The organism is Halorubrum sp. SD626R (genome assembly GCF_001261915.1).
GTDB lineage: Archaea > Halobacteriota > Halobacteria > Halobacteriales > Haloferacaceae > Halorubrum.
In genome coordinates this window covers 1-6,742 of the sequence record NZ_CVRT01000128.1, presented here as the reverse complement: position 1 = coordinate 6,742, position 6,742 = coordinate 1, and the positions used below count along the sequence as shown (strand labels likewise).

7 protein-coding genes are annotated in these 6,742 nt (G+C 70.1%); 5 read left to right on the top strand and 2 right to left on the bottom strand.

Annotation, left to right across the window (positions count from 1 at the left end):
- Window positions 1-995, bottom strand: a 995-nt coding sequence (locus SD626R_RS12940) for a phosphate signaling complex PhoU family protein (RefSeq protein WP_092566761.1), incomplete at its 3' end; no start/stop codon positions are given.
- 156 nt (window positions 996-1,151) lie between these two features.
- On the opposite strand from SD626R_RS12940, the gene SD626R_RS12935 reads away from it, so the two are divergent.
- Window positions 1,152-1,511 (top strand): response regulator, encoded by a 360-nt coding sequence (locus tag SD626R_RS12935; RefSeq protein ID WP_092566760.1) that lies wholly within the window; start codon window positions 1,152-1,154, stop codon window positions 1,509-1,511.
- A gap of 29 nt (window positions 1,512-1,540) precedes the next feature.
- Here the strand turns inward: SD626R_RS12935 and SD626R_RS12930 are convergent, their stop codons facing one another.
- On the bottom strand, window positions 1,541-1,921 hold the full coding sequence (locus SD626R_RS12930) for a DUF7522 family protein (RefSeq protein WP_092566759.1): 381 nt from the start codon (window positions 1,919-1,921) through the stop codon (window positions 1,541-1,543).
- 143 nt (window positions 1,922-2,064) lie between these two features.
- On the opposite strand from SD626R_RS12930, the gene aglJ reads away from it, so the two are divergent.
- The 4 genes from aglJ to SD626R_RS12910 all read left to right on the top strand — a co-directional run bounded on the left by aglJ (window position 2,065) and on the right by SD626R_RS12910 (window position 6,358).
- Window positions 2,065-3,120 (top strand): S-layer glycoprotein N-glycosyltransferase AglJ, encoded by a 1,056-nt coding sequence (gene aglJ / locus SD626R_RS12925; protein ID WP_092566758.1) that lies wholly within the window; start codon window positions 2,065-2,067, stop codon window positions 3,118-3,120.
- A gap of 98 nt (window positions 3,121-3,218) precedes the next feature.
- Entirely contained in the window at window positions 3,219-4,343 is a 1,125-nt protein-coding gene (locus tag SD626R_RS12920; protein WP_092566757.1) for an AI-2E family transporter, read from the top strand.
- A 46-nt stretch (window positions 4,344-4,389) separates the two neighbouring features.
- The gene (locus SD626R_RS12915; RefSeq protein WP_092566756.1) at window positions 4,390-5,553 is read left to right on the top strand and encodes an FtsZ/tubulin family protein; all 1,164 of its coding nucleotides are present in this window, start codon (window positions 4,390-4,392) and stop codon (window positions 5,551-5,553) included.
- Between the two features lie 70 nt (window positions 5,554-5,623).
- Window positions 5,624-6,358, top strand: a complete 735-nt coding sequence (locus SD626R_RS12910) for a profilin-fold protein (RefSeq protein ID WP_092566755.1) — start codon at window positions 5,624-5,626, stop codon at window positions 6,356-6,358.
- Window positions 6,359-6,742 lie beyond the last annotated feature (384 nt).

Sequence of the window (6,742 nt, the reverse complement as noted above, 5' to 3'; positions counted from 1 at the left end):
GCGAGGTTCGCGGCGATCTCGGAGTTCCGCATCGCGTACTCGGCGGTGTGCTGGAGGCTCACGAGCACCTCGCGGGTCATCAGCAGCGTCTCGTTGTCGAGGTCGTCCGGCAGCTCGTCGAGGATCTCCTGCTCGCGGTCCTCCAGCCGAGCGAACAGGTCGCGGCACTCGACGGTGAGGTCGTAGTCGCGCTCGACGACGGCCCGGACCGCGAGCGCCGTCAGCTCGTCCACCTGGTCGGTGAACTCGCGGATCTGCCGCATCGTCGCGCTGTCGACGTCGAGCGTGTGGCCGTCGGCCTCCATCACGATGTCGGCGATGTCCTCCGCGTTGTCGGCGGTGAGCTCCAAGTTCTTCGCCACGGAGCGGTAGCCGATGAGGGGGAACCCCTCCTCTAAGCCGACCGCGCGGGCGAGGTTCGGGTTCTGGTAGGCCGTGAAGATGAGCCGGAGCAGGAGGACGAAGATCTTGTTCGCCTGCCGCTCGCGGTTGAGCGCGCGCTGCGCGAGGTCGGGGTTACCGTGGGCGAGCGCCTTCACGGCCTCGCCCCGCATCGTCGACCCGGTGTTCTCCAGCCGTTCGAGCAGGTTGTCGAGGGTGAAGTCTTCCGGGTCGACCGAGCAACGGATGGAGATGTCCTCCGGCGTCTCCTCGATGACGCCGAGCCCCATCAGCTGCGTCTCGGCCTTGTAGACGGCGTTGATGTGCTCGCTGTCGAGCGTGCCCTCGCTCCGGACGTGGATCACGCGCCGCCCGAGCACGTACTGCGCGACGATGGCCCGCTCCAGCGACCGCGCGTCGAGCCCGTCGGCGTTGATTACGGCCTCCGACTCCTCCGAGCTCACCGACTCCGGGAGCACGGTGAGCGTTCCCTTGCCGCCCATCCGGAGCGACACCTCGTCGCCCTTGTTGACGCCGTGTTCCTGCGCCCACTCGGCGGGGAGGGTCATCGCCAGCGTCGACGGACCCAGCCGTTGGACCTTCCGCGTTTCCATGTCGCGACGTACCGCGGGATACACCTTAACCTTGTTCCTATGTTCATTATACGCTTGATCGAATATACAAGGTCTTGTGCGGGGATCGGACGGGCTCCGCGGACCCGATCGCCGGCGATCCGCGCGCTTTTGTCGTTCAGCCGCCGATGGTTAGCTATGACAGCGCGGGTGCTCGTCGTCGACGACTCCTCGTTCCAGCGGACCGTGGTCCGGGACGCGCTGGAGGGGTCGTTCGACGTCGTCGGCGAGGCGGAGAACGGCGCGGAGGCCGTGGAGCTGTTCGAGGCGCACGAGCCGGACGCCGTGTCGATGGACGTGGTGATGCCGGAGATGACCGGGATCGAGGCGACGCGGGCCATCAAGGAGCGGTGGCCGGACGCCGTGATCGTCATGTGCACGAGCGTCGATCAACAGGAGAAGATGATGGAGGCGGTGAAGGCCGGCGCCGACGGCTACGTCACGAAGCCGGTCGACCCCGGGGAGCTGGTCCCGGAGATCGAGAGCCACCTCGGCTGACCGACGGGGCCGGAGTCAGCTCGGGGCGGTCACGCCGGGTCGAACGACCGGAGGATCGACGAGAGCGCGTTGGCGAGCTCCTCGAACCGGTCCATCTCCATCGAGTCGGTCGTCACCCAGATCCCGTGTTCCCCGGCGATCACGCGCGTCAGGTACCCGTTCTCGAACACGCGCACGGTGAACTGGTAGTCGCCGAGCTGCGTGTTGGCGTACAGCGACTGCGAGTGGAACCCGTGGCGCTCGTTCTCCGCGAACCCCACGAGGTCGGCGGTCCGACTCAGGTCGCTACGGAGATACAGCTGCGTGACATCGTCCTCGGTGAAGTAGGTGAGACTTCGGAGTTCGTCGCCCGTCGCCGTCCGCGCCGCGCTGAGTAGTTCGTCGACGTGAGAGTCGGGTGGCTGCGACATGCTAACACGATCCATCGTGGGGTACATGAGCGTATGGGTGGCCGCGGGGCCGGCGACAGGACGTCCCCGCGGCCTTGCCGTTCCGACGCGGTCCGCGGCGCCGGAAGGGCAGAGTTTACGGACTCCCCCGCCGTCGACCCGCCATGAGCGACTACGACGACGTCTGCGTCCTGCTGCCCGCGATGGACGAAGTCGAGACGGTCGCGCGCGTCGTCGACGCCTTCCGCGACGCCGGGATCGAGGACGTCCTCGTGATCGACGGCGGCTCCACGGACGGGACCAGGGCGGCCGCCCGCGAGGCCGGCGCGCGCGTCGTCGAGCAGTCGGGTCGCGGGAAGGGACAGGCCGTCCGCGAGGCCGTTCGCGACCACGTCGACGCGCCGTACGTCGTGATGGCCGACGCCGACGCGACGTACGACGCGGCCGACGTCGACGCGGTGCTCGACCCCCTGCTCGCCGGCGAGGCCGACCACGTCATCGGGAACCGGTTCGCCGACATGCGGCCGGGGGCGATGACCCGGCTGAACCGGGTGGGCAACCGGATCATCAACCTCGCGTTCCGCGCGATCCACCGGGAGCGCTACCGGGACATCCTCTCGGGGTATCGGGCGTTCACCCGGGAGTCGTTCCTCCGGCTCCACCTGACCGCCGACGGCTTCGGGATCGAGACCGAGATGGCGGTCGAATGCGTGAAGAACCAGGTCGACGTCGCGGTCGTTCCGATCACCTACCGCGAGCGCCCCGGCGGCTCCGCGACCAACCTCCACCCGATCCGCGACGGCGGCGTGATATTCTTAGAGCTGTACCGCAAGGCGAAGACGAACAACCCCCTGTTCTACTTCGGCAGCGTCGGCGGCGTGTCGACGGCGGCGGGCGCGGCGATGACCGCGTACGTCCTCTACGAGTGGTTCGCGTACGGCGTCACCCACGAGATCATCGCCATCGGCGCCGTCGGTTCGGCGGTCCTCGGGATCCAGCTGCTGATCTTCGGCGTGCTGGCGGATATGATCCTCTCGCTGCACCGCGAGCAGGTGACCCGGTTCGAGCGGGCGATCGACGAACGCGGGCTCGGCGGTGCGCGGGATGCCGACCGGAACGGTGAGCGGGATACCGACCGGAACGGTGGGCGGAACGGCGATCGGAACGATGAGCGGGACGGCGGTCGGATCGAGCGTTCCCCGGAGGGACGCGACGACTAACGGTCGACCGCCGAACGACCGCGGTGACCGGCCGAACTCGTGTTTCCGTCCCGGATCGAAGGCACATAGTTTATGTCGGCACACCGAGACGCGGGGTCATGGACGAGAAGCGGTTCGTCATCGTCCTCTTCGGCCTCGCGGTCGCGCTCGTCGTCGGGTTCATCGGGTACCGGTTCGTCGCCCCGCTCACGGTCGCGGTGTTCCTCTACTACTCGACGCGGCGGCTCTTCCACCGGCTCGAACGGTTCCGGCTCCCGGCCCGCGCCAGGGCCGTGCTCTCCCTGTCGCTCATCGGGGTCCCGCTCATCGGGCTCATCGGCTACACCGTGCTGCTGGTGCTGATCGAGGCGCGGCAGTTCATCGAACAGTACCCGGTCGCGGAGACGGTCGGCGCGGAGGACTCCTGGGTCGGGGACTTGGCCCAGCTCTCGGACCCGACGCTCGACGGACTCGTCGCCGCCTATCGCTCGGGGCAGTTCGACCCGCTCATCCAGTTCGTCTCCGAGCAGGCGCCGCTGCTCGCGAGCACGCTTTCCGGGCTCGCTCTCAACCTCCTGATCGTCGTCGTGGTCACCTACTACCTGCTGCTCGACGGCTCGAAGTTCCACGAGTGGCTCCTCACGTTCGACGACGACGCGGTGGTCCGCGAGTACCTCGAAACGGCAGACGACGAGCTGGAGGCGGTGCTGTACGGGAACCTGCTCAACGTCATCGCCATCTCGATCATCGCGGTCGTCACGTACACCGCGTACAACGTGGTCGCGCCGACCCCGGTCGAGGTGCCGTATCCGGCGCTCGCAGGGGCGCTCACCGGGATCGCGAGCCTGATCCCCGTGATCGGGATGAAGATCGTGTACCTCCCGCTGGCGGCGGTGACCTCGGTGCCGACGCTCCTCGGCGGCGGCGACGTCGCGCTGCTCGCCTACGTCGCCGGCTTCCTCGTCGTCGCGGCCGTCGTCGTCGACACGATCCCCGACATCGTGCTCCGGCCGTACTTCAGCGGGAAGACGACCCACGTGGGGCTGCTCATGCTCGCGTACATCTTCGGCCCGGTCGTCTTCGGCTTCCACGGGCTGTTCCTCGCGCCCATCGTGCTGGTGCTGGCGCTCACGTTCGCCGACACGGCGCTGATCCGGCTGCTCGGCGGCGACCCGAACGAGGTCGGCGCCGAGGGCGACCCCGCGGCGGTCCCCCGCGGACAGCGGCGGCTCGACGAGTTCTGACCGGCGAGCCGAAGAGATAAGCCCCCGCTCGCCGACCGGGTGACGTATGCGCCTTCACGTCATCGGTCTCGGCGGCGCCGGTGGCCGGATCGTCGATCGGCTCGCGGCCGATCACGGCCACGAGCGGTTCCTGCACGGGATCAACGCGTTCGACACGGACGCGGCGGCCCTCGACGCGCTCCGGTCGGTCGACGAGTCGCGCCGCTACCGCTTCGGCGACGCGGCCGACGGGAGCGGGCTCGACGGGGACCTCCACGCCGCCCGGCGGCTCGGCGACGCCCACGCGAGCGAACTCGGCCGGGCCATGGACGACGAGACCCCGTCGGCCGCGGAGGCGTTCGTGCTCGTCGTCGGCCTCGGCGGCGGCGCGGGCGCGGGCGCCGCCCCCGCGCTCGCCGAGGAGCTGTCGCGGCTCTACGACGCCCCGGTGTACGCCGTCGGACTCCTCCCGACGCCGGCGGAGTCGGCGGAGTCGCCCGAGTCGACGGCCGACGAGGCCGACTCCGCCCGCGGGGGCGCGTCCGAGTCCGGGGGACGCGACCCCCGGCGCCCCCTCGCGGAGAAGAACGCGGCCCGGACGCTCGACGCCCTCTCCGACAGCTGTTCGGCGGTGTTCCCGTTCGACAACGACGCGTGGCTCCGGCCGGGAGAGACGCTCCGCGACGCGCGAGGCCGGCTGAACGAGGTCGTCGCCGAGCGGGTCGCGGCGCTGTTCGGCGCCGGCGACTCCGGCGAGGCGGAGTCGACCCCGCAGCAGGTGCTCGACGCGAGCGATATCGCCCGCGCGGTCGGCGACGACGGGGAGATCGCCGCGGTCGGGCACGCGACGCAGGCGGTCGACCCGCCGGAGTCGGGGTCGCGGTTCGGGCTCGGGCTGTTCGGCTCGGACGAGTCCGCCGCGGTCGACGCGAGCGCCGCGGTGTCGGCGATCGAGACGACGATCCGGAAGGCGGCCCGCGGGAAGTCGACCGTCGAAGTCCCGGATGGGCGCGCGGACCGGACGCTGCTCGTCGTCGGCGGGCCGCCGGCGTGGCTCAACCGACAGGCGATCGCCGACGGGCGGCGATGGCTCGCCGACGAGACCGGGTCGGGCGCGATCCTGAGCGGGGACGCGCCGGAGCCGGACGGTGAGGCGGTGTTCGCCGTCGTGCTGCGCTCCGGGATCGACGAGCCGGCGCGGATCCGAGAGCTCCGGGAGTCGATCGCGTGACCGCCGGACGCGGGTCCGACACCCTGCTCCGACCCGAACCGATTAACCCCGTGTGGCGCCCAGATCGGCCGTGACCACCCACGCCGACCTCGGGCTCGACCTCGACGTGCGCGACGCGGACGCGGTCGCCGACCGGCGCGACGAGCTCGTCGCCGCCGTCCGCGATCACGCCGGAACGATCGCCTACCAGCTCGCGAAGCTCCAGGGCGGCGACTACGGCCGGCGGGAGCTGTCGACGCCGGGCGGGACGTGGACCGTCAAGCACGAGGCCGGCGAGCTGGAGTTCCTGCTGTTCTCGTCGAAATCCGGCTCTGACGTGTACGTGATCTCGACGAAGCAGCCGCCGGATCCGGAGGACCTCGCGGCCGCCCTCGACGACTACGCGGCGTTCGTCGCCGCGTGGAACGAGTACGTCGCGTCGCTGTCGGGCGTCCTCGACGGCGTGAGCGCCGAGTTCCCCGAGCCCGCTTCGACCGACGGGGTCGTCGCCGAGCGCGACCGCGTGCTAGACCGGATCCGCGAGGCCTGTTCGGTCATGGCCGGCGAGATCTATCGGTACGAGGGCGACGACTACGGGACCTACACGGCCCGCGTCGACGGCGACCGCTGGGAGCTGAAGTGGGACGAGGGGGCCGTCTCGTACCTCCGCGTGGGCGGCTCCGGCGGGCTCTACCTCCTCTCGCAGTACGAGGCGCCCTCCGCGGCCGACGTGCGCGAGTACGCCGACTCCTTCAGGGGGTTCGTCGACGCGTACAACGAGTTCGTCGACGGGCTGGAGAGCGATCTCGCGACGGTCGAGCTGTAGACATCCGGAAACGACTGTGAGCGATACCGGGAGTACGTCTGTCAGTACGGTTGGTCGGTCGTTTATAGCTCGGCTCGTGGTGTTGCTGTCGGCTGTTTATAGGTGATCGACGACGTTGCGGTGAATGCGTCCAAAGCCCCAGTCGCGACGGCTTGTGCGGCTCGGTGCGCTCCTCGTTCGGTCGCTGACGCTCCCTCGCTGCGGCGCTTCCGTCGCCGTGCTTCGCCCTCGCGACTGCCCCTTTGAGTCCCGCCTCGCACAGCACCGCAACCGCACCTCACACCTCCCCAGCCTCGCGATTCGCGCTCTCCGAGCGCTCACCGCGTCCCTCGCGGGCGGTTCGCGGCCGCCACCGGCGGCCGCTCACCGGCGCGCCGACCGCAC

Bases quoted from the DNA above. Each gene is read 5' to 3' on its own strand.
- SD626R_RS12920 (WP_092566757.1), top strand. From the start codon at position 3,219: ATGGACGAGAAGCGGTTCGTCATCGTCCTCTTCGGCCTCGCGGTCGCG.
- aglJ (WP_092566758.1), top strand. From the start codon at position 2,065: ATGAGCGACTACGACGACGTCTGCGTCCTGCTGCCCGCGATGGACGAA.
- SD626R_RS12930 (WP_092566759.1), bottom strand. From the start codon at position 1,921: ATGTCGCAGCCACCCGACTCTCACGTCGACGAACTACTCAGCGCGGCG.
- SD626R_RS12915 (WP_092566756.1), top strand. From the start codon at position 4,390: ATGCGCCTTCACGTCATCGGTCTCGGCGGCGCCGGTGGCCGGATCGTC.
- SD626R_RS12935 (WP_092566760.1), top strand. From the start codon at position 1,152: ATGACAGCGCGGGTGCTCGTCGTCGACGACTCCTCGTTCCAGCGGACC.